The 20,451-nt window shown below is 68.2% G+C and carries 20 protein-coding genes; 9 read left to right on the plus strand and 11 right to left on the minus strand.

Annotation, left to right across the window (positions count from 1 at the left end; genetic code table 11):
• Nucleotides 1-77: 77 nt before the first annotated feature.
• Nucleotides 78-1,814: a cytochrome c oxidase subunit I gene (ctaD, locus tag AB0L60_RS02065; RefSeq protein ID WP_364605819.1), complete on the minus strand. Its 1,737-nt coding sequence runs from the start codon at nt 1,812-1,814 to the stop codon at nt 78-80.
• A gap of 252 nt (nt 1,815-2,066) precedes the next feature.
• On the opposite strand from ctaD, the gene AB0L60_RS02070 reads away from it, so the two are divergent.
• Nucleotides 2,067-2,471 (plus strand): hypothetical protein, encoded by a 405-nt coding sequence (locus tag AB0L60_RS02070; protein ID WP_364605821.1) that lies wholly within the window; start codon nt 2,067-2,069, stop codon nt 2,469-2,471.
• 12 nt (nt 2,472-2,483) lie between these two features.
• Here the strand turns inward: AB0L60_RS02070 and AB0L60_RS02075 are convergent, their stop codons facing one another.
• Nucleotides 2,484-3,347: an LLM class flavin-dependent oxidoreductase gene (locus AB0L60_RS02075; protein ID WP_364605823.1), complete on the minus strand. Its 864-nt coding sequence runs from the start codon at nt 3,345-3,347 to the stop codon at nt 2,484-2,486.
• Nucleotides 3,348-3,569: 222 nt separating this feature from the next.
• On the opposite strand from AB0L60_RS02075, the gene AB0L60_RS02080 reads away from it, so the two are divergent.
• The 4 genes from AB0L60_RS02080 (at nt 3,570) to AB0L60_RS02095 (ending at nt 7,563) form a co-directional block, all read left to right on the plus strand.
• On the plus strand, nt 3,570-4,295 hold the full coding sequence (locus tag AB0L60_RS02080; protein ID WP_364605825.1) for a hypothetical protein: 726 nt from the start codon (nt 3,570-3,572) through the stop codon (nt 4,293-4,295).
• Between the two features lie 159 nt (nt 4,296-4,454).
• Entirely contained in the window at nt 4,455-5,813 is a 1,359-nt protein-coding gene (locus AB0L60_RS02085; protein ID WP_364605827.1) for a wax ester/triacylglycerol synthase family O-acyltransferase, read from the plus strand.
• A gap of 46 nt (nt 5,814-5,859) precedes the next feature.
• A complete protein-coding gene (locus AB0L60_RS02090; protein ID WP_364605829.1) occupies nt 5,860-6,648 on the plus strand; it encodes an RNA pseudouridine synthase in 789 nt (262 codons plus the stop codon).
• 135 nt (nt 6,649-6,783) lie between these two features.
• The gene (locus tag AB0L60_RS02095) at nt 6,784-7,563 is read left to right on the plus strand and encodes a metallophosphoesterase (RefSeq protein ID WP_364605831.1); all 780 of its coding nucleotides are present in this window, start codon (nt 6,784-6,786) and stop codon (nt 7,561-7,563) included.
• Here the strand turns inward: AB0L60_RS02095 and AB0L60_RS02100 are convergent.
• A complete protein-coding gene (locus AB0L60_RS02100; protein ID WP_364605833.1) occupies nt 7,544-8,611 on the minus strand; it encodes an AraC family transcriptional regulator in 1,068 nt (355 codons plus the stop codon). The two genes, AB0L60_RS02095 and AB0L60_RS02100, sit on opposite strands and share 20 nt — an antisense overlap.
• Before the next feature lie 95 nt (nt 8,612-8,706).
• On the opposite strand from AB0L60_RS02100, the gene AB0L60_RS02105 reads away from it, so the two are divergent.
• On the plus strand, nt 8,707-10,161 hold the full coding sequence (locus AB0L60_RS02105; RefSeq protein ID WP_364605835.1) for an NAD(P)/FAD-dependent oxidoreductase: 1,455 nt from the start codon (nt 8,707-8,709) through the stop codon (nt 10,159-10,161).
• Between the two features lie 172 nt (nt 10,162-10,333).
• Here the strand turns inward: AB0L60_RS02105 and AB0L60_RS02110 are convergent, their stop codons facing one another.
• Entirely contained in the window at nt 10,334-10,714 is a 381-nt protein-coding gene (locus AB0L60_RS02110) for a hemophore-related protein (protein WP_364605837.1), read from the minus strand.
• Nucleotides 10,715-11,094: 380 nt separating this feature from the next.
• Between AB0L60_RS02110 and AB0L60_RS02115 the strand changes: the two genes are divergently transcribed.
• Complete coding sequence (locus AB0L60_RS02115) at nt 11,095-12,246, plus strand: lipase family protein (RefSeq protein ID WP_364605839.1); 1,152 nt, start codon at nt 11,095-11,097, stop codon at nt 12,244-12,246.
• A 21-nt stretch (nt 12,247-12,267) separates the two neighbouring features.
• Here the strand turns inward: AB0L60_RS02115 and AB0L60_RS02120 are convergent, their stop codons facing one another.
• The 3 genes from AB0L60_RS02120 to AB0L60_RS02130 form a co-directional block, all read right to left on the minus strand.
• Nucleotides 12,268-12,789, minus strand: a complete 522-nt coding sequence (locus tag AB0L60_RS02120; RefSeq protein WP_364605841.1) for a TetR/AcrR family transcriptional regulator — start codon at nt 12,787-12,789, stop codon at nt 12,268-12,270.
• On the minus strand, nt 12,782-13,207 hold the full coding sequence (locus tag AB0L60_RS02125) for a DUF4260 family protein (RefSeq protein WP_364605843.1): 426 nt from the start codon (nt 13,205-13,207) through the stop codon (nt 12,782-12,784). Before AB0L60_RS02125 ends, AB0L60_RS02120 begins: the two co-directional genes overlap by 8 nt.
• 84 nt (nt 13,208-13,291) lie before the next feature.
• Nucleotides 13,292-13,933 (minus strand): hypothetical protein, encoded by a 642-nt coding sequence (locus AB0L60_RS02130; protein WP_364605845.1) that lies wholly within the window; start codon nt 13,931-13,933, stop codon nt 13,292-13,294.
• Between the two features lie 295 nt (nt 13,934-14,228).
• Between AB0L60_RS02130 and AB0L60_RS02135 the strand changes: the two genes are divergently transcribed.
• Complete coding sequence (locus tag AB0L60_RS02135) at nt 14,229-15,458, plus strand: lipase family protein (RefSeq protein WP_364605847.1); 1,230 nt, start codon at nt 14,229-14,231, stop codon at nt 15,456-15,458.
• A 38-nt stretch (nt 15,459-15,496) separates the two neighbouring features.
• On the opposite strand, the gene AB0L60_RS02140 is transcribed toward AB0L60_RS02135, so the two are convergent.
• From AB0L60_RS02140 to AB0L60_RS02155, 4 genes are all read right to left on the minus strand, one after another.
• Nucleotides 15,497-16,135, minus strand: coding sequence for an ammonium transporter (locus AB0L60_RS02140; RefSeq protein WP_364605849.1), 639 nt, complete (start codon nt 16,133-16,135; stop codon nt 15,497-15,499).
• Between the two features lie 162 nt (nt 16,136-16,297).
• Nucleotides 16,298-17,062, minus strand: a complete 765-nt coding sequence (locus tag AB0L60_RS02145; protein WP_364605851.1) for an energy-coupling factor transporter transmembrane protein EcfT — start codon at nt 17,060-17,062, stop codon at nt 16,298-16,300.
• Nucleotides 17,059-19,137: an ATP-binding cassette domain-containing protein gene (locus tag AB0L60_RS02150; protein WP_364606711.1), complete on the minus strand. Its 2,079-nt coding sequence runs from the start codon at nt 19,135-19,137 to the stop codon at nt 17,059-17,061. The genes AB0L60_RS02145 and AB0L60_RS02150 overlap by 4 nt, the downstream gene beginning before the upstream one ends.
• Before the next feature lie 214 nt (nt 19,138-19,351).
• The gene (locus tag AB0L60_RS02155) at nt 19,352-19,780 is read right to left on the minus strand and encodes a TetR-like C-terminal domain-containing protein (protein ID WP_364606714.1); all 429 of its coding nucleotides are present in this window, start codon (nt 19,778-19,780) and stop codon (nt 19,352-19,354) included.
• Between the two features lie 20 nt (nt 19,781-19,800).
• On the opposite strand from AB0L60_RS02155, the gene AB0L60_RS02160 reads away from it, so the two are divergent.
• A complete protein-coding gene (locus AB0L60_RS02160; protein WP_364605853.1) occupies nt 19,801-20,445 on the plus strand; it encodes an isochorismatase family cysteine hydrolase in 645 nt (214 codons plus the stop codon).
• Nucleotides 20,446-20,451 lie beyond the last annotated feature (6 nt).

Here is a 20,451-nt window from a genome sequence, read left to right on the forward strand (position 1 = left end):
GGGATGATCCTGTTCGGCACACAAAAAAGCGCGGCGGCCGTCCGGAGACGGCCGCCGCGCCCGACGTACGGAACGAGCTAGCTGGGAGCCTTCTCGAACTCCTCCACCGTGTGTCGCCCCGAGCCCCACCCCACATGCGCCTCCGCGCGCATGCGCTCGACCATGTGCGGGTAGTGCAGCTCGAAGGCCGGACGCTCGGAGCGGATGCGCGGCAGCTCGTAGAAGTTGTGCCGCGGCGGCGGGCAGGAGGTCGCCCACTCGAGGGAGTTGCCGTAGCCCCACGGGTCGTCCACGGTCACGACCTCGCCGTAGCGGTAGGACCTGAAGACGTTCCACACGAACGGCAGCACCGACGCGCCCAGAATGAACGACCCGATGGTGGAAACGGTGTTCAGCGTGGTGAATCCGTCGCTGGGCAGGTAGTCGGCGTACCGGCGCGGCATGCCCTGCGCACCCAGCCAGTGCTGCACCAGGAAGGTGGCGTGGAAGCCGATGAAGGTGGTCCAGAAGTGCCACTTGCCCAGGCGCTCGTCGAGCATGCGGCCGGTCATCTTCGGGAACCAGAAGTAGATGCCGGCATAGGTGGCGAAGGCGATGGTGCCGAAGAGCACGTAGTGGAAGTGCGCGACCACGAAGTAGGTGTCGGACACGTGGAAGTCCAGCGGCGGCGAGGCCAGGATGACACCCGACAGACCACCGAAGAGGAAGGTGACGATGAACCCGACCGCGAACAGCATGGGCGTCTCGAAGGTGAGCTGACCGCGCCACATGGTGCCGATCCAGTTGAAGAACTTCACACCGGTCGGAACCGCGATGAGGAAGGTCATGAACGAGAAGTAGGGCAGCAGAACGGCACCGGTGGCGTACATATGGTGCGCCCACACCGCGATCGACAGCGCCGCGATGGCGAAGGTCGCGTAGACCAGGGTGGTGTAACCGAAAATCGGCTTGCGCGAGAACACCGGGATGACTTCGGAGATGATGCCGAAGAACGGCAGCGCGATGATGTACACCTCGGGATGCCCGAAGTACCAGAACAAATGCTGGAAGAGGATGCTGCCGCCGTTCGACGGATCGTAGATGTGCCCGCCCAGGTGGCGGTCGAAGGCCAGCGCGAACAGGGCGGCGGTCAGGATCGGGAAGGCTACCAGGATAAGTAAACTCGTCGTCAGGATGGTCCAGACGAACACCGGCATCCGGAACAGCGTCATGCCCGGGCAGCGCAGGCAGACGACGGTGGTGATCATGTTGACGCCACCGAGGATGGTGCCCAGACCGGAAATGGCCAGACCCAGGATCCATAGGTCGCCGCCCACGCCCGGCGCGTGCACGATGTCCGACAGCGGCGTGTAGGCGGTCCAGCCGAAATCGGCCGCGCCGCCCGGGGTCAGGAAGCCGGCGGTGGCCATGGACGCCCCGAACAGGTACAGCCAGTAGCTGAGCGCGTTCAGCCGCGGGAAGGCCACGTCGGGCGCACCGATCTGCAGCGGCAGCACCACATTCGCGAATCCGAACACGATGGCGGTGGCGTAGAAGAGCAGCATGATCGTGCCGTGCATGGTGAACAGCTGGTTGAACTGCTCCGTCGAGAGGAACTGCATACCCGGCCGAGCCAGCTCCGCGCGCATGAGCAGCGCCATCAGGCCACCGACCAGGAAGAAGCTGATGGCGGTGGTGATGTACATCATCCCCAGCATCTTGGGATCGGTCGTGGTGATCACCTTGAGGACGAACGAGCCCTTGGGACCGTGCCGCGGCGGGTACGGGCGGATCGCCTCGAGATTCTGTTCGGGCTTTGGAGCAACTGCAGTCACCACATCCTCCTCGGGAGGGTTCCGTCCAGCTTCTACCAATCAGGGCACATAGAACGGCGCACAGCGTACCGACAGCAAATCGATCCTCGCCGAAAACACTCCGGTCGGGGTGAACAGCGATTGGAATGCAAGATACTGCAGGGCAACCCTGCGCGTCGATGGCGGTCTCGAACAGGTTTGGTGCGTTGTTCATTGGCAGTTCATCCCGCGCCATCACGAAATACTCACGAGGCAGGGTCCAATATCGGTGCTATGTCTCGATCACTGCGCGCCCGCGTGCTCACCGTCGCCGTGGTCGGCAGCCTCGGCACCGTGCTCGCCGTGGGCGCCGCCACCGATGCCCATGGCGAACCCAAGGCCGTGATCCAGGGCCGCACCGAGGTCACCGCCCGGGTCACCGGCGAGAAGCCGGACAACAAGTGCCAGATCGCGGCGTCCGATATCAGTGGTCCGTGGGGCATCGTCGGCGCCGACGGCACCGTCACCCTCACGCTCGGCGCGGTGCACAGCAACGCCAAGAAGCTGCGCGTCATCTGCGAGGACCCCAAGCGCGGCGACGCCAGCCTGCACACCGTCCGCTCGGATCGGGTGACCTTCGACGGACTGCTCTCCCCCATCCGCCAGATCATGCGCAACCGATTCTTCGGGGCCAGATAGCTGTATTCGGGGCTAGACAACCGGGTGACCGGCGCGGGCCGAGGCCACCGCGGACCGGACCACGGGCACGGTCTCGGTGGCGAAATGGTGTGCGGCGCGGTCGCCGCCGGGATCGACCGGGAGCAGGAATTCGCTGATGCCGTGGGCCAGGGCCAGTTCCGTGAGCTGGCCGGGTGTCATGGTGGGGTCGATGACGTAGGCGCGGCGGATCAGGGCCGGGACGCGACCCGCCCCGCGGGCGGCGGCGTCGATGGCGGTCATCATGGCGGTCAGCGTGGCGGGCGGGGCGTAGCCGACGCTGCCGAGCCAGCCGTCGGCCAGTTCACCGGTCAGGCGCAGGGCGCGGGGACCGTAGACGCCGAGCCAGATGCCGATCGGATGGGCCGGGCGCGGACCAGGTTTCGCGCCGCGCAGCGGGTAGAACTGGCCGGCCAGCTGCGAGCGTTCACCCTCACCCCACAGCGCGCGAACGACCGCGATGGCCTCGCGCAACGCGGCGAGGGCCTGGCCGGGACTGCGGCGGGTGCCGCCCATGGTCTCGATGGCGTCCCAGAACGCGCCGGCGCCCAGGCCCAGTTCGACCCGGCCGCCGCTGAGCAGGTCCAGGCTGGCGGCGCTGCGGGCCAGCACCGCGGGCGGGCGCAGCGGGAGGTTCGCGACCGCGGGCATGAGGGTGAGGTTGCGGGTGACGCCCGCCAGATAGGACAGCAGGGTCCAGGTGTCCAGGAAGGCGGGCTGATACGGATGATCCTGCACCGCCAGCACTTCCAGCCCGGACTCGTCGGCGTGACGCACCAGGCGCAGCAGCTGACGCCCGCGCGCCGCCTCGGGCGGCACGAAGATCCCGAACCGGAGCTCATGCCCGTAATCCGCCATAGCGAATATCAAGCTACCGCGCTGCCAGGGGTGGCCGGGCGAAATCGGGCGGATTCGGCACGTCCGGGCGGCGGCAGCCCTCTCAGATCGTGATCAACTGGCAACCCGATTCCATAGTCGTTGCCGGGCAACGGAATACAATTGAGACCGGGTCGCCCGGGTCACGACCCGGTCTTTTCGGCAGTGGGCCGTTCGCGACGGCCGGGTGAAGGGACGTGCGCGATGCCGGCTCACAGCACGGTGGACATCGCCCTACGGCACCTGAGGGGAGTGGATCCCTCGGCGTTGCACCACGCACGGAACCGGTTGGCGGAGACCGGAATCGCACGGCTGGGATTTCTGCTCCCGCATCGGGTCAAACGGGTCCTCGCCGCCGAGGCGCTGACCCTGCTCGATCATCACAAACAGTGGGGCGACCTGCTGCCCGAGGGCGAGGGCCTGGCCCGGCAGCAGGTCGACCTGACCGAGCAGGAGGTGGCCGCCCACGCCTCCTGCATCCCGCAGCTCTACGACTGTGAACCCTTGCGGCACAGCCTTTCCGTGGTCGCCGCCGAACCGGTCCTGGCCTGCCCCGCGGCCGAGCGCTACCGCGTCAGCCGCCTGCACCACGACGACTCCGTCGACCAATGGCATTGGGACGACTACGCTTTCGCCCTCGTCCTGGTGGTGGAGTGCCCGCCGCTGGCGGACGGCGGCTTCGTGCAGACGGTGGCGCACACCCGCCGCGACTGGGACCACGCCGACATCTACCGGACCCTGACCCGCAATCCGATCCACTCCTGGGAGATACAGCCCGGCGACCTCTACCTGATGCGCGCCGACACCACCCTGCACCGCGTGCACCCCTTCGCGCACGGCCGCCGCACGATCGTCGCCATGACCTTCGCGTCGCGGACCGACACCGAGCGGGAAGTCCCGTGGCGGGCTGCGGAACTCGCGCCCCGATAGCGGACACGCCGCGCAGAGCTGGGAGTTTGCGCCAACAGGTCGATGTGGGATGAATCATATACAGTGATAGCCTGATCAACCGTTCACGCAGCGGGGGGCAGCGTCGCCGCACCGTATCCGCTCCGGGCAGTTGTGCCCCACCCGGCCAAGGCGGCTTCCATGGACCTGCTCAACCCTCTCGACGCGATCTTCCTTGCCATCGAATCCCGCGAGCATCCCATGCACGTGGGCGGTCTGCAGCTGTTCGAACCGCCCGCCGACGCGGGCCCCGAGTTCACCCACGAGCTCTTCGAGGCGATGGCCGCGAAAACCGATGTCCGCACCCGATTCCGGCGCAAACCGAGCCGGCTGCTGGGCGGCTTCTCCAGCCTCGCCTGGTCCCACGCCGAGACCGTGGATCTGGGCTACCACCTGCGGCGTTCCGCACTGCCGGCGCCCGGCGGCATGGGTGATCTGCTGGACCTCACCGAGCGCCTGCACGGCATCCTGCTGGACCGGCACCGCCCACTGTGGGAGGCCCGGCTCATCGAGGGACTGTCCGACGGCCGCTTCGCGGTCTACGTGAAGATGCACCACGCCCTCATCGACGGCGTCTCGGCCATGCGCCTGCTGCAGCGCACCCTCACCGACGACCCGTTCGACAGCCGGCTCACCGTCCCGTGGGGCACGGCGCCGGTGCCGCGCGACGACAGCCCCGAACCCGAGAGCCCCTGGACGCAGTTGCGCCGGGCGGTGCCGCGGATCCTGCGCGCCACCGGATCGATCGCCGCGCCGTTGCGGGGCGCCATCGACGGGCGGCTCACCCTGCCCATGACCGCCCCGCGCACCCTGCTCAACACCTCCATCGGCGGGGCCCGGCGCATCGCGGTGCGGTCCTGGCCGCTGGAGCGGATCAATGCCGTCCGGCTGGCCACCGGGGCCACCGTCAACGACATCGTGCTGGCCATGAGCGCCGCCGCGCTGCGCGCCTATCTGCTCGAGCGTGACGCGCTGCCGGACGAGCCGCTGATCGCCATGGTGCCGGTCAACATTCGCAGCGCCGCCGAATCCGATACCTCCGATGGCAATCTGGTGGCGGCCTGCCTGGCCAACCTCGGCACCCACATCGAGGATCCGGCGGTCCGGCTGGAAACCATCAGCACCTCCATGCGCGACGCCAAACGGGTGTTCACGCAATTGCCGAAGCTGGAGGCCATGCTGCTGTCGGCCGCGCTGATGACACCGTTCGGGGTGTCGCTACTACCGGGCTTCGAAGCACTGCCGCGCATGCCGTTCAACCTGGTGATCTCGAATGTGCCCGGGCCGCGTAAACCGGTCTACATGCAGGGTGCGCGCCTGGACGCGAATTACCCGCTGTCGATTCCGTTCGAATCGCAGGCCATGAACATCACGCTGACCACCAATGGCGACAATCTGGATTTCGGCCTGGTCGGCTGCCGCCGCACCGTGCCGGATCTCGATCGCATGACCGACCATCTGGAGAACGGCCTGGCCGAGCTGGAGCGAGCCGTCGCCTGACGCCTCGTGGCACGGCGCCGCGCCGGGCCTCATTACGCTGGTCGGCGTGGAAACATCGTGGCCCGAACTGCGCACCGAGTGCCTGATCCTCGAGGACGAGGCGGTCCTGGCCCTGAACAAGCCGGCCGGGATCTCGGTGACGGGCGAACGCCACGACACCGACATCGTGGAAATGGCCGCGGCGCAGGGCGAGACGCTGTATCCGGTGCACCGGATCGACAAGGTCACCTCGGGTCTCGTCCTGCTGGCCAAGGAGCTGCCCGCGCACGGGCAGCTCACCCGGCAGTTCAACAAGCGCACCGCGGAGAAGACGTACCTGGCCGTCACCGCCTCCACGGGCCTGCCCGACCGCGGCGTCATCGACCTGCCGCTGAGCGTGGGCCGCAAGAACCGGGTGCGAATCGCCGCGCCCCGCGAGAGCATTCAACGCACGGGCGACACCTGGCTGGTCGACGAGCAGGACGTGGCGGCGGGCAAGAGCTATCCGTCGGTCACCGAATTCACCACCCTGGCCCGCACCGATTCCCATACCGTGCTGGCGCTGCGCCCGATCACCGGGCGGCGGCATCAAATTCGCGTGCACCTGGCCTGGATCGGTCACCCCATCGTCGGCGACCCGCTGTTCGACCGGTCCGGCGCATTTCCCCGCACCCATCTGCATTCGTGGCGATTGACCCTGGACGCGTCCTGGCGTCCCACCGGCACACTCGAACTGGAGGCCGAGCCGGGCGCCGACTTCTGGCGGATCGGCGACACCCCGGTCACCACCGATCCGCGGCAACTGTTGAGCAGCACAGGCGAACTCATGACCCGCACCACATCGACCGGTCACTGATACGACTTCGCTATATTGGGTGGCGGGTCTCACCGAGACCACATCAGGGCAGGTCAATTAGCCTGATTGGGGTGACCGCGGTGCGGCGGCACAGCCGGGCGCAATGATGCTGCCCTTCACAGAAAGCGAACGCCGATGGTTCTGCTGGCTCAGCTCAGTGACACCCATTTCAATATGGGCGCCCGCAATGTCGAACGCGCCGAACGGGTGATGGCCTTTCTCGCCGAGCTGCCGCAGCGACCCGACGTCATCATCGTCACCGGCGACATCGCCGACGAGGGCGATGTGGAGGAGTACCAGCAGGCGCGCGCGGCCCTGACCGCCGATCTGCCCGTGCTGATCCTTCCCGGCAATCACGACGATCGCGCCAATATGCGCAGCGTGCTCTTCCCCGCCACCTCGGGCACCGGACCCATCAACCAGTCCTACCGGATCGACGGCGTGACCCTGGCCCTGCTGGACTCCAGCATCCCCGGCAAACCGGAGGGACTGCTCGAGGACGAGACCTACGACTTCCTCACCGAGGTCTTGGCGGCGGCACCGGCCGATGAGGTGGTGCTGGTGGCCATGCATCATCCGCCGGTGCCGGTGCAGTCCACCGTCGTGGATCCCATCCGGCTCACCAATCCGGAACGCCTGGCCGAGATCGTGGCGGGCGACGACCGCATCGCCGCCGTCCTCACCGGCCACGTGCACGCCGGGCTCATGACCCAGTTCGCGGGCAAGCCGCTGATCGTGGCGCCCAGCGTCTCCTCCACCATCGGCTGCGAATGGGAAACCGCCGCACCGGGACACGTGCCGATCGACTTCGCGCCCGACCCGTCGATGATCTTCCACTCCATTACCGACGGCCGGCTGCTGTCGATGTTCCGGCCCATCGCCATGGGCGGCTGGCTCAGCGAACCGACGGAGTGAGCGCGCCGCGCCGGTAGGCCGAGGGCGTGGTGCCGGTCCAGCGTTTGAAGGCGTGAATGAAGGTGGACGCCTCCGCGTAGCCGAGCCGGATCGCCACATCGCTCACCGACAGCGGTGTGGCCGTGAGCATTTCCTCGGCCAGCGCGCGCCGCACCTCGTCCAGCAGCTGCCGGTAGCTGGTGCCCGCCGCGTCCAGGTGGCGGCGCAGGGTGCGGGTGCTCATATTGAGATCCCTTGCCACCGAATCGATTCCGGGCGGCACCGCGAAACCGTCCAGGCCGCCGCGCGGCACCAGCAGCTCCCGCACCTCGGCGGCGATGCCGGTGCGGGCGCGGCGGCGGGAGACCAGTTCGGTGCACTGCGCCAGGCACATGGCCCAGGTGTGCTCGTTGGCCTGCGGCAGCGGCCGCTCCAGGATCGCCGGATCCATGGTGAACACGTTGTGCTCGGCCTCGAAATTCGGTGTCAGCCCGTAGATTTCGGCGTAGAGGCGAAGGTCGGGCGGCGGCTCGAAATCGAAGTCGGCGCGCAGCAGTTCGACGCGGTGGCCCATCAGGTCCGACAGCATCTGGAACATGGCGGTGACATCGCGTTCCACCAGGAAGCGGCGGACGTCGGCGGGCACCCGCTCGTCGTGGATGCGGGCCATGAATTCACCCGGCCGCCAGCGGGCCGCCGGAATGCAGAAGGTAAAGCTGAGCTCCAGGTAGCGCAGGGCGAGGGAGATGGCCTCACCGAGGGTGGGACTGCTGACACAGGCGAAGCCGAAGATGCCGAAGGTGGTGATGCGGTACCGCCGGCCCACCTCCAGCCCGAGGTCGGGGCGGGCGCCCAGTTCGCGCACCAGGTTCCGGATCACCGCCAGTTCGGTGTGCGCGTCGATCTGCTCGTCCGGATTGGCCAGCTGCTTCTCGTTCAGTCCGCTGCCCTGCAGCATGCGGGCGGCCGGGACCCCGTGCTCGCGGGCGAATCCGACCATGAGGGCGACACTCGCCACGCCGCGCGGGAAATTCCAGTCGCGAATTCCCGCCTCCTGCACCGTGCCCATAGCCTGATTATGGCCGAAATTCTCGATCCGGTCGCCCACCAAACCGGACGCTCGCTCCTACAGTGAGAAGAGTCTTCGATGTGAGGAGCACCACAATGCCGTCCGTCATCATCATCGGCGCCGGATTCGGCGGGCTCGGCATGGCGATCGAGTTTCAGCGCAATGGCTTCCGCGAGTTCACCATCCTGGAGAAGGCGGCCGACCTGGGCGGGGTGTGGCGGGAGAACACCTATCCCGGGGCGGCCTGCGATGTGCCGTCGCCGCTGTACTCGTTCGCGCACGAGCCCAGACCGAAGTGGCGGCAGCGGTATTCGACACGCGAGGACATCTGGGCGTACATGCGCGGGATCGCCGAGCGGCATCGGCTACGGGACCACATCGTGTTCGGGACCGAGGTCACCGAGGCGGAGTTCGACGAGACGACCGGGCAGTGGACGGTGCGCACCGCCGACGGCGTGACGCGCACCGCGGATGTGCTGGTCCCGGCCGTCGGGCAGTTGTCGCGCCCGGCCATGCCGCCGATTCCGGGCATCGAGGTATTCGGCGGGGAATCCTTCCATTCGGCGCGGTGGGATCACGGGGTCGAACTGGCCGGCAAGCGGGTGGCCTGCATCGGGACCGGCGCCAGCGCGATCCAGTACATTCCCGAGATCCAGCCGCGGGCCGCTCATCTGACCGTCTTCCAGCGCACCGCCGCCTGGGTGCTGCCCAAGTTCGACACCGACTACAAGCCGGTGCATCAGCGGATCCTCATCTCGATTCCGGGAATGCCCAAGGCCGAACGCCTTTCGTGGTGGCTGCTCGCCGAGTTCATATCGCTGGGGCTGGTCGAGTTCCCCGGCATCGTGCGCGCGGTCGCGCGGATCGCGGAGAAGCATCTGGAGGTGCAGGTCGCCGATCCGGAGCTGCGCGCCAAGCTCACCCCGGACTATCCCATCGGCTGCAAGCGCGGACTGTTCTCCAACGACTACTTCCCGGCCCTCACCCAGCCCAATGTGCACGTGGAGACCACCGCCATCAGCGAGATCGTCCCCGAGGGCGTCCGTACGGCCGACGGCATGCTGCACGAGGCCGACGTCATCATCTACGGCACCGGCTTCAAGGGCACGGAATTCCTGTGGCCCATGAAGATCCGGGGCCGCGGCGGCCGCAACCTGAGCGACGTGTGGGACGGTGGCGCCCACGCCTACCTGGGCATCACGGTCCCCGAATTCCCCAATATGTTCATGGTCTACGGCCCTAATACCAACCTCGGCGTCGGATCCATCATCTACATGATCGAATCCCAGGCGCGGTACATCCGACACGCCCTGCAACTGCTCGCCGAACGACCGCGCACCTATCTGGAAGTCCGACCCGAAGTCGAACTGGCCTTCAACGATGCCCTTCAGCGGCGCCTGGCCCGCACCCCGTGGAACTTCTGCACCAGCTGGTATCGGACGCCCTCCGGCCGCATCACCAACAACTGGCCCGGCACCACCCGTAGCTACCGCCGTCGCACCCGCGCCCTGCGCCTCCCCGACTACACCTTCACCCCGATCCGAGGCTGATCAGTGACCGGTACGCGAAATTCCTTGCCCGCCAGATCATCTCAACTCGACGGAGAACGCGGTGCTGGCAGCGGACACCGAGTGATCCGCTTCGGCCGTCTGCCACCAGCACCGAACCTTCCCGATTCCTCGGCTTCAACGCTCAATGAGAATCAGAAGGGCAACCCATTGGTCAGTACCGGTGGCACATGTCGGTGACCTGGCGCAGGTGCGGACCGAAGTCCGAGTTGATGTCGGTGGGCGCGCCCATCTGCTGCTGTTCGACGAGCAGGGCCTGGAAGGCGAGGCGCCGCTGCCACATCGGCTGGTCGTAGGCCATCCGGAACGCGGCCTTGCGCGCGGGTGCGGCATCGAGCTGCGCCGCGATCTCGGGTTCCACCTGATGGAAGGCGGCATCGATCTGGTCGAACGAGCAACTCGAGCTCAGCAGCGGTTCGAGATCGCTCATCGGATCGGCGCCCGCCACTCCCGCACCGGACAGCGCCGCACCGGCGGCGAATCCGGCAATCGTCACTGCAATCACGCCTGCGTACCGCGCACTGATCAACCTCATGTGAGACCAACCTTTCGTAGTAGCTGGATCTGCGGATGACAACCGGCCCTCGTCCGGGCCGGACCGAAGGGTAGCCGAGGGCAGCGAGGGCCGGAGCGCTGGACTCCGCACAACACCTTTGTCTCCACGCGCGAGTCATCGTTGACCGCGCGTACCAGGCCACATAGTTTGTTCTCCCGTGCGCCGGAATTCTCGGCGGCGCAAGCAGTGGTCCGTGGTATCTGGAGCGTTGGCCGATACACACTGGAGGCGTTTTGAAGCTCGATGCCGCACGGTTCGGGAAACGCACGAATAGATCGACCAAATTATCGCGAACAATCCGATACTGGTGGCGCGCCGGACTCATCGGCGCAGTCACACTGCTGACGACGGCAATCGCGGTGCCCAGCGCCCGCGCCGATATCCCCTTCCCCGACAACGATCCGTTCTACGCGGCACCGGCCAACCTCGGACAATTCGCGAACGGGTCGATTCTCAACTCCCGGCCGATCTCGGTGTTCGGGCAGTCGCTGCCGGTAGCGGGCTGGCAGGTCCAATACCGGACCACCGGCTCCAGTGGCGAGGCCGCCGCCGATATGGCCACGGTCTTGAAGCCCGATACCCCGTGGAACGGGCCGGGTGATCGACCGCTGCTGGCATTCCAGGTCGCCGAGGACAGTCTCGGAACACGGTGCGCGCCATCATTCGCGCTGCGCGGCGGACGCGGCTTCTCCATCATCACCACGCTGCTGGATGTCCCGTTCCTGGCGCAGGCGCTGTGGCGCGGCTGGGCGGTGGTGGTATCCGACTACCAGGGCCCGCAGTCCCGATTCTTCGACGGCGTCAACTCCGGCCGGGCCGTGCTGGACGGCGTACGTGCAGCCAAATCCTTTGCCCCGCTGGGCATTACCAACAACAGCGCGCTCGGCGCGTGGGGCTACTCGGGCGGCGCCTTCGCCACCCTGTGGGCCATGCAGCTGCGGTCGAGCTACGCGCCCGAGCTCCGGTTCGCGGGCGTGACCTCCGGCGGCGTGCCCGTGGACATCCCCTCCATGATGCGCGGGGTGGACGGCGGCTTCCAGGCCGGGCTCGCCGTGCTCATTCTGATCGCCCTGGCGCGCAACGATTCCGGCACCGGACTGGCCAAGATACTCAATGACAACGGCCGCACGCTGATGGCCCGAGAGGCCAGCTCGTGTGCCGGCGACCTGGTGGTCCACCACGCTATGCGGCACCTCGACGAATACTCGACCGCACCGAATCTTGTCGGCAGCCAAGCATTCAAGGCCGCCGCCATGCGTCAGGAACTGGGCGCCCAGGCCCCCGACACCCCGCTGTACCTGTACCACAGCAACGCCGACGACGTGATCCCGACGGGAGGCTTCAGCGCCCTCGTCGACCGCTACTGCTCCCTCGGCGCAAACCTGACCGCCATCCACTCACAGATCCCCGGCCACAACCCCGCAGCAGTCGTGGAATCCCTGGGGGCCATGAACTTCCTGTCCGACCGCTTCGCCGGCAAACCGATGCCCCCCGGCTGCAACGTGCGCTGAGGCGCATTGCGGGATCGGCCGCTACTCGCCGAAGGCGGCGAGGCCGGATTGCCAGGCGGCTGTCAGGTCGGCGTTGCCGGGGAAGCGGCCGTCGATTTCGAGGCTCACCATGCCGTGGGCGAAGGCCCAGAGGGCGCGGGCTCGGGCCGGGTCGCCGCCGACGGCCGTGACGAGTGGTTGTGCCGTGCGCTGTTCCAGGTCGGGCGGGAGTAGGTCGCGACGGAGTGGACGGTAGTTCATGAGGCGGTATACGTGCGGGTGGGCCAGGGCGTAGTCACGGTAGGCCTGGGCCACACCCGGGAGGCCCTCGGCGGAGGCGGTTTCCAGGGCCTGCGCCACCTCGGTGAAAGCCTGGGCCACTACCAGGGTTTCGAGGGCGGTCTTGTCGGGGACGTGCTTGTAGAGGGAGGGGGCTTTGATACCCAAGGCCTCGGCTACGTTTCGCATGGTCAAGGCCTCGGGGCCCTGGGTGTCCAAGAGGGTGCGCGCGGCGGCGGCGATCTGCCGCTGCCGCTCGGTGAGTGGCCCGGTCTGGTCAGGCACGGAGGAATCCGTCCGCGGTGCGGAGGCCGTAGCCGGCGATGCGGTCGATGCCGATGTGCAGCATCCAGGCCAGCAGGAAGGTGAAAAGGGCCGGGATCTGGAGGGGGGCAAAGGCGTACGCGACGGCCAGGACCAGGGGGATCCAGGTGCGGTGGGCGGTGTTGTAGAAGGGGACGGCCCGGCGGGGCAATTGCCCCTGCTGCACAGGGTCTTTCGCGCCGATGGCGGCGAAGAAGGTGAGGTCGGGAGCGATGAGACCGGCCGTCAGCGCCAGCCACGAGCCGGTGCCGTGGTTGACGCCCTCGAGAATGGCGAAGGCGGCGAGGAAGACGGTCCAGGTGATCCATCCGGCCTTGCGGACGAGGGCCGGGAGGCGGTGATCGGTGATGGCCGGCAGGTTGGCGGCGATGGTGGTCATCGGACCCTCCGAGGCTTCTAACAGGGGCTAACGTTGTTAGCCACCACGCTATGCTAACGCCGTTAGCCAGTCAACCCCGGATGGTCAGGCGGCCATCGACTCGGCCTCCGCGGCGGGCGAGCCGGCCGGTTCCGCGGGATGGAAGCCCGGCAGGAACCGGTCCACGAACGGGATCATCAGCTGGATCAGCGGTCCAATGGCGAACGCGTACACGACCGTGCCCACTCCGACGCTGCCGCCGAGGATCCAACCGACGGACAACACCGTCGCCTCCAGCCCTGTCCGGATGACCCACACCGGCTTGCCGGTACGCCGAACCAGGCCAGTCATCAGGCCATCACGCGGACCCGGCCCCATGCCCGCGCCGATATAGAGCACCGTCGCAATCGCATTGAGCACCACCGCCGCACCCATGGCCGCGATCCGGATCGGCAACGCGTGCAACTCCGGCAGCAACCACAGCCCCGCGTCCACCGAGACGCCGATCACCACGACATTGCTGACCGTGCCCAGCCCCGGCCACTGCCGCAGGGGAATCCAGGCCAGCAGTACCGCCGCGCCCGTAATCGCCACGACCGTACCGAAACTCAGCGGCACCTGATCGGCCACGCCCTGGTGGAACACATCCCACGGATCCAGGCCGAGCGCGGCGCGGATCATCACGGCCATGGAGAAGCCGTACAACCAGAGTCCGACATACAGGGCGATGAGGCGGCGCAACAACATTGACCGAGCATGGCGGCAACTGGCATGCAACCGGTAGAGCCAGTCGCAAAGATCTGGATACCAAGCTGGATATATCTTCTCGTACAACAAACCGCGCAACGCCGTAGTTACGACGCGCGGAGACGCGTTGACCGCGAGGACCGGCCCGACGTAATTTTGTTTCTCCGATGCGCCGGAATTCTTGTCGGCGCGAACAGCGGGTCCGTGGGATGTCTGGAGCGTCGGATGATTCGACGCTGGAGGCGTTATGCGGCGGGACGGCGCAGGGTTCGGGGTACGCACGCGCGGATTCACGGTGCGCCCATACAAGGTTCGGCACTGGTGGCGCACCGGGCTGATCGGCGCGTTGACCCTGCTGGCGGCGGCGGTCGCGGTGCCCGGCACTCGCGCCGACATCCCCTATCCCGACAATGATCCGTTCTACGCGGCGCCGATCAACCTGGGAGAGTTCGCAAACGGGGCAATCCTCAACTCCCGGGCCATCGCCGTCTTCGGACTGCCGCTCCCGGTCGCGGGCTGGCAGGTGCAGTACCGCACCACCGATTCCGCCGGGGAAGCCGCCGCGAACGTGGCCACCGTCATGACGCCGCTGATGCCCTGGACCGGTCCCGGCGATCGCCCACTGCTGTCGTATCAGATCGCCGAGGACAGCCTCGGAACCCGTTGCGCCCCATCGTTCGCGCTGCGCGGCGGGCGCGACTTCTCCATTGCCACCACCCTGTTGGACGTGCCCTTCCTGGCCGAGGCGTTCCGCCGCGGCTGGGCCGTGGTGGTGTCGGACTACGAGGGCCCGCAGTCCCGATTCTTCGACGGCGTCAACTCCGGCCGGGCCGTGCTGGACGGCGTGCGCGCCGCCAAATCCTTTGCTCCACTGGGCATCACTGACACCAGCCCGCTCGGAGCCTGGGGTTACTCGGGCGGCGCCTTCGCCACCCTGTGGGCCATGCAGCTGCGGGCGAGCTACGCGCCCGAGATCTGGTTCGCGGGTGTGACCTCCGGTGGCGTGCCCGCCGACATCCCCGCCATCGCGCGCGGCGTGGACGGCAACTATCAAGCCGGGCTCGCGGTGCTGATCCTGCTCGCCCTGGCCCGCAACGATTCCGGCTCCGGACTCGCGGACACGCTCAATGACAGCGGCCGGACGCTGCTGGCACAGGAGGCGACCTCCTGCGGCGGCGATCTGGTGGCCCGCCACTTCTTCGGGCACGTCGACGACTACTCGAGCGTCCCGGACATCCTAGACAGCCAAGCCTTCCGGGCCGCCACCAGCCATCAGGAACTGGGCGGCTGGGCGCCCGACGTGCCGCTGTACCTGTACCACAGCAACAACGACGACGTGATTCCGTCGGCGGGCTTCAGCGCCCTGGTGGACCGCTACTGCGCGCTGGGCGCGAACCTCACCGCCGTGCACTCGGCGATACCGGGCCACAACCCGGCCGCTGCCGGAGAAGCCTTGGGGGCCATGAACTTTCTGTCGGATCGCTTCAACGGCGACCCGGTGCTCGCCGGGTGCACCGTGCGCTGACGATCGTCCGCAGCGGCCGGCGCACCCGCGCCAGAGCGTTACTGGTCGCCGAGCTGGGCCCACTTGGTGGTGCCGGGCGCCGCGTTCAGCGTGTTGATCAGGTCGATGCCGGCGATGAGCAGGGCGGGCCCGCCGACCACCAGGGTGCCGATGACCGCGCCGATAGCCGCGGCCACCGGTACCGTCGCCAAACCGAAAGCGCCACCGAGGAATCCGATCGCGCCGACCGCCGCGCCCACCGCCAGGCCCAGGAAACTGCCGATGGCCGTGCCGATGCCGAACTGGGTGCTGAACGCCTCCAGGGCGTGCTGATTCTCGTTCGTCGAGGCCACCGGGTGCAGTGCCGGCGTGGCCGCGGCGACATCCTTGACCGCGGTCAGGGACAGAGTGGCGCCGTCATCGCTGACGGTGCCCGGCACCGGGTAGCTCAGACCGTCCTGCTCGAAGGCCAGCGGCAGGCTGAGGACGGTCGCGCCCGCGGAGTCCTTGATGTTCACCGCTCGCCCGGCCAGCTCGAAGCTGCCGTTGGTGAGGGTGGTGACAACGGTATTGCCGACCAGCTGGGTCTGGTAACCGATGTCGGGAACCGCCGGATCCGCGTGTGCCACACCGGCTCCGGCGATGGCGACTGCCGTGACAACCGGCGCGGCGACAGCGGTGATCTTGCGCAGCATCATGGGTCTTCCAATCTTGATCAGGTGTTTGTGGCAACACACGGCTCAGTTGAAAGAATTCCCCCTTCGCGACTGTGAGCCCGTGCTGCATCGGCAACGCGTTCTACTGGCAGACACGGTAGCGCGCGGCACCGACAGCCCGAATTATTTTCCGCTCGAGTGTTGCTAAAAAAGCAGTTCGACGCCGATTCCCAAGGCGCACACCAGAGCCACCACCAGCAGCGCCACCACGTCCGCGCGCCCCGGCGATCCCGGGCGGGCGGTCAGCTCGCCGGTGCCGCCGCGGGTGGTGATGGCCTCGCCGAGTTCGCCCGCCCGCCGACTCGAGACCGCCATGCTCGCGGTCAGAATGTCGACCAGCGGGTTCTCCGACGCGCGATGCAGCAGCGAATCCTTGGGCCGCAGTTTGCGAGCCGCGCGCAGGATGCGCATCTCCTCCAGCAGCAGCGGCAGGCCGCGCAGGGTCAGCGCGACCACCACCGCCCACTCGTCCACCGGAATCGCGTGCCGGACCCCGTGGCGTGTCCAGCCGATGCGCTTCAGCGGCGCACCCAATCTGGCCAGCGCGGGCGCGACCTCACCCATCGGCGTGGTCCAGGCGACCAGGAACGAGGCACCCAGCAGCAGGAAACCGAACAGGACCACCTGCGCGTACCGCAGCAGCGCCGACGCGCCGACGGGCGCGTTGATGGCCGCCCCGATCAGCACGCCCACCCAGAACCACCACGGGAGGCGGGGCAGCGTGCCCAGCGGCAGCTTCGCCAGCAGGAACACCGCCACCAGGAACAGCGTCGCGACACCCAGCAGCGCCCAGGACGGGATGAACATGAGCAGCACGCTGACGGCGAAGACGCCGATCATCTTGGTACCGGCCCAGAGTCGATGCACGGGGCTGTCGACGGGGACCTCGCGGAGGACGACGCTGCTCATCGGACACCTCCGGTGAAATCCTGAATCCGGTTGTCGTGCACCGCGGCGGCACCGTTCTCGACGAGGCGGCCGTCGCGCAGGTGGACGGTGCGGTCGCACACCGCGGCCATGTCGGACACATCGTGCGAGATGACAATGAGGGTCAGGCCCGAATCCCGGAGCCGGGCAAGCAGTTCCACCACTCCGGCGCGGCCCTCCGGATCGAGTCCGGCCAGCGGCTCGTCGAGCACCACCACCTGGGGGTGGCTCGCCACGATCGCCGCCAGCACCACCCGCTTGGCCTGCCCGCCACTGAGCTCCTCGACCGAGCGCGAGGCCAGCGCCCGGTCCAGCCCCACGGCGTCGAGGGCACGCGCGACGGCGTAACTGCCGCGGCCACCCCAGTCCTCGATCTCGGTGCCGACGTCCTGGCGCTGCAATTGCAGGCGGGAATGCTGGAAGGCCAGCTGCACGGCCCCGATCCGCTTGTGCACCGGACGGGTGGTGCCCATGGGTTCGCGCAGCACACAGGTGCCGGCGGTGGGCATGGTCAGCCCGGCCATGATCCAGGCCAGCGTGGACTTGCCGGAACCGTTGCCGCCCACGATGAGCAGGGCTTCGCCGCGGCGGACGCTCAGGTCGATGTCGTGCAGCGCGGGCGCCTCCCAGGGGGTGCCGCGGTTGTAGGTGTGGCCGATGCCCCGCAATTCGAGGACGGCGTCGCCCATGGGCCGGCGGCGTGGATCGCGAACGGGGCGCGGCCAGGCGGGCAGATGGCCGACCAAGCGGCCCTGTTCCAGATGGACCACCCGGTCCGCGGCAGCCGCGTCCGCCTCGTGATGGGTCACCAGGACTACGGCCATCGGATGCCGGCGCGGCAGGTCGGCCAGCAGTGCGACCAGGTCACGACGACCCTCGGGGTCGATCATCGAGGTCGCCTCGTCGGCGATGAGCAGCGTGGGCTGCCGGGCCAGGGCGGCGGCCACCGCGAGCCGCTGCTGCTGGCCACCCGACAGGGTCGAGGTTTCGCGGCCGCCCATACCGGCCAGGCCGACCTCGGACAGCAATCCGTCGATATCGACGGCCGCGGCATCCGCGGTGGGCAGGCCCCACACCACGTCATCCGCGACGAGCACCCCCAGCGTCTGGCTCTCCGGCCGCTGCAACACCATCGCGGTACCGCCACGCACGCCCAGACCGGCCGCGCCCAGCCGGGTGACCGTGCCCGCGGTCGGTGGGCGACCCGCGAGAATCCTGGTGAGCGTGGACTTTCCGGACCCGTTGTGGCCGACCACCGCCACGAATTCGCCGACGTCGACGGTCAGGTCGATATTGTGCAGGGCATCGGTGCGCGCTCCCTCGTATCGGAACGCGACCTCCCGCAAGGTGACCGGCAGCGGCGCGACCGGACGCGGATCCGCGGGCGCGTCCAGCAGGCTGTCGCGGCCCGGCAGCCAGGACAGGCGATCCAGCACCCGCCCGAGCACGAACCAGGAGAACACTCCGCTGACCACCATGGAGGCGATGATGCCGCCGTCCACGAAGGCCCACCACCAGTGCAGGACGGTGTCGGTGTAGTCGGATACCGCACGGCCCAGCGGCTCCAGCGAAGGCTGGCGCGCCGCCAGGTTTTCGATGCCCTCGGCGGAGTTGCGGATGCTGTCGAACAGCAGGTGACGCGACTGGGCGAAAACCAGCAGCATGCCGACCGTCAGGGCGGCCATCACGGATCCGGCCACCGCCGACAGCGCCACCACCGCGGGCAGACCGCCTCGCCTGCGTTTGACGGTGCCGATGATCCCACCGATCACCGCGACGCCGACCAGGTTCTCGGCGGGCAGCAGCCCCGCCGCGACGAACGTCACCAGCGCCCCCGCGATGGTGGTCGCCAGCTGCGCCCGGAACCGGTGCCGATGCGCCAGCAGCCCCATGGGCACCGCCGCCACCAGTTGCAGTGCCGCGGCGAACGGCACCAGCGACCCGAGCGTCACCAGCCCCACCGTCGCCCCGCCCAGCACGGCCGACGCGGCCAGCTCGATGGGCCGCAACGCCCCCGTGGGAAGCGTCGCCCCAGCGCTGCTCCCGGCGCGGGACACGCCAACCTGCTCGGCCAGCCCACCGCGAATCCGGTACGAATCGGTCACGCCTACCAGTCTGCCGTGTCCGCACCCCAACCCACCGCGACCTCTCAACATCTCCACAGACTGCAGGCAATGCCGCCACAGATATCCGCGGTCGATCAGCGGAAACGCCGGCCCCTATGGCATGGCCCACCCGGCCGTCCCGCGGATCGGACCACATCGAGGGAGGTCAGGCCGGACGGTGGTCGATGAGGTTGGCGAAGATGTGGGTGATGCGGGTGGTGAGGGCTTCGGGGGTGGTGCCGGATTGGGTTGCGCGGAGCCCGAATTTGCCGTCGACGGTGAGGGCGGCCATGCCGTGGGCCAGCGACCACCAGGCCAGGGCCATGGTTTCGGCGTCGGTGGCGGGGAGGAAGCCGGAGTGGACGGCGTCGGCGACGGCGGATTCGAGGATGGCGTAGGCGGCGTCGCCCGCGGCCTCGGTGTCGGGATGCTTCTCGGGCTGGGACAGCCCGGGACGGAACATGATCCGGAAGTAGGCGGCGTGGTCGCGGGCGAAGCCGACGTACCCACCGAGGGACTTCGCCCGATTCCCCGCACCGCGAGGTCCCTGATCATGGTTCGCCGGCGGGTAGGGTGGCGAAAGAGGGTGGGGCAGTGGGAGATTGCGGAGGGCTTATGCGGCGCGGGAATGGGCTGGAGATTCCGGAGACGCTCGAGGACGTGTGTTCGCCGGAGAAGCTGGCGGTCGTCGTGTACGACATGCAGGTCGGGGTGCTCGGGCAGCTCGACGACGGCCCGGCAATCACCGAACGGGTCGCGCGGGTCGTCGAGGCCGCGCGGCGCGGCGGCTACCCCGTGATCTTCCTGCGGCACTTCTTCCTGCCGAAGCGCCTCATGGGGACCTTCGCATTGCGCATGGCCATGAGCTGGCAGGGCGTGGACTCCGCGGACGACGTGGTGCCGATCCTGCAGCGGGACACCCCGGGATTCGAGCTGGTGCCGGAACTTCGGCCGCAGGCGGGCGAGACCGTCTTCGACAAGACCTCGATGTCGGCGTTCGAGGGCACCCCGCTGGCTTCCACCCTGCGGGACCTCGGGATCGGCGCGTACGCCATCGTCGGCGTCGCGCTCGAGATCGGCATCGCGCCGACCGTGTGCCACTCCACCGATCTTGGTTTCATCCCGGTCGTGATCCGGGACGGCGTCGGCGGGCGGGACGAGCCCGGACAGCAGCGCGCCTGGGACGATTTCGCCTTCCAGGGCCACGCCATCGTCACCGATATCGACACCATCGTGCCGCTGCTCGAGAAGTCGAGCTAGCCGAAA

The organism is Nocardia sp. NPDC051981, from assembly GCF_040680715.1.
Taxonomy (GTDB): Bacteria; Actinomycetota; Actinomycetes; order Mycobacteriales; family Mycobacteriaceae; genus Nocardia.